The sequence below is a fragment of the Mesorhizobium sp. M7D.F.Ca.US.004.03.1.1 genome, assembly GCF_003998635.1.
GTDB lineage: Bacteria > Pseudomonadota > Alphaproteobacteria > Rhizobiales > Rhizobiaceae > Mesorhizobium > Mesorhizobium loti.
In genome coordinates this window covers 1-1635 of the sequence record NZ_RZQG01001159.1, presented here as the reverse complement: position 1 = coordinate 1635, position 1635 = coordinate 1, and the positions used below count along the sequence as shown (strand labels likewise).

At 62.4% G+C, this 1635-nt stretch carries 2 protein-coding genes; both read left to right on the top strand.

The genetic code is table 11. The features are described 5' to 3' along the window. Positions 1-536, top strand: a 536-nt coding sequence (locus EN935_RS35080; protein WP_164771646.1) for an ABC transporter permease, incomplete at its 5' end; no start/stop codon positions are given. An 80-nt stretch (positions 537-616) separates the two neighbouring features. After that, the coding region (locus EN935_RS35075) for a substrate-binding domain-containing protein (RefSeq protein ID WP_127374177.1) at positions 617-1635 on the top strand (1019 nt) is incomplete at its 3' end.

The following is a 1635-nucleotide window of genomic DNA, read 5'->3' as shown; positions in this document are numbered from 1 at the left end:
GGGTGGCGCTGATGGTCACCAACACCAAGCCGGTCATCATCACCAACGAGTATTATTTCGCCATCTTCGGCGAGGGTTCAGTGCTTGGCATTCCGGCGCCGATCCTGTGGACGCTTGGCGTCGCCATCGCCGGCATCCTGCTGCTTCATTACAGCGTCTACGGGCGGCGGGTTTATGCCGCGGGCGGCAATCCCACGGCGGCACTCTATTCCGGTGTCCATATCAAGCAGGTCACCACGCTGGCCTTCGTGCTGACCGGGACGCTCGCCGGGCTGGCATCACTGATCCTGTCGGCGCGTTCGCACGCGGCGCGGCCCGACGTGGTGCAAGGCATGGAGCTCGACGTCATCGCCTCGGTGATCCTCGGCGGCTGCAGCCTGTTCGGCGGCCGCGGCTTTGTGCTGGGCACGCTGCTCGGCAGCCTCATCATCGGCACGCTCAACAACGGGCTGGTGCTGCTCGGCGTCAGCTCGTCGCTGCAACTCGTCATCAAGGGAGCAATCATCGTCGCCGCGGTCGCCTTCACGAGGAGGTAAGGCGCGCATCTCGCGGACATTAGCAGAAAACGCCGGCTCCAAACGGCAAATAGAACGTCAACGATCAACGGAGGAAAGTCATGAAACAACAGGCACGAATCCTATTCGGTACATTGAGCCTCGCCGTCAGCGCCTTCGCGCTGTCGACGTCCATGAGCCTGGCGCAGACGCCCGACACCTGCGTGACCGGCGTCGACCTCGCCACGCTTGGTCCCAAGGGCATTGTCGGGCAGGGCCCGCACGGCGAAAAGGCAGCCTCGCCCGACGAACTGAAATTGACCGATGACGAAGCCGCCAAGGTCAAGGCCGGCAAGTTCAAGGTCGGCATTTCCATGCAAACGGTGAACCTCGACTGGTCGCAGTTGCAAGTGGCGGGCATCAGCGAAACGCTGGCCAAATATGGCGTGACCGTCACCGGGGTGGCGTCGGCCGAATATCAGGTCGACAAGCAGATCGCCGATATCGAGAACACCATCCAGCAGCACCCCGACGGCATCATTTCGATCCCCGTCGATTTCACCGCGACGGCACCGACCTACAAGAAGGTGTCGGAGGCCGGCATCAAGCTGGTGTTCATGGACAGCATCCCGGTTGGCCTCTCATCTCCGAAGGATTTTGCCTCGATGATCTCGGCCGACAGCCAAGGCAACGGCCAGATCGCGGCGACGATCCTGGCGTCCTGCATGCCCAAGGGCGGCACGATCGGCCTGGTCAATTTCGGCGTCGACTATTTCAGCACAAATGAGCGCACCAAGGGCGTCAGCGAGTGGATGAAGAAGAACCGGCCCGACATCGTCATGAAGCAGGTCGACTTCACCGATCCCTCGAAGGTGTCGCAGATTGCCGGCGATTTCCTCACCGGCAATCCTGATGTGAAAGGCCTGTTTGCCGTCTGGGACCAGCCGGCGCTCGACACGCTGTCATCGATGCGCGCGCAGGGTATCGATATTCCGATCACCACGGTCGATCTCGGCCTGCAGTCGGCGATCGAGATCGCCAAGGGCGGCCCGCTCAAGGCAACCGGCTCGCAGCGCCCCTATGACCAGGGCGTCGCCGAGGCGATGGCCATGATGAAGGCGCTGATCGGGCAACCTACGCC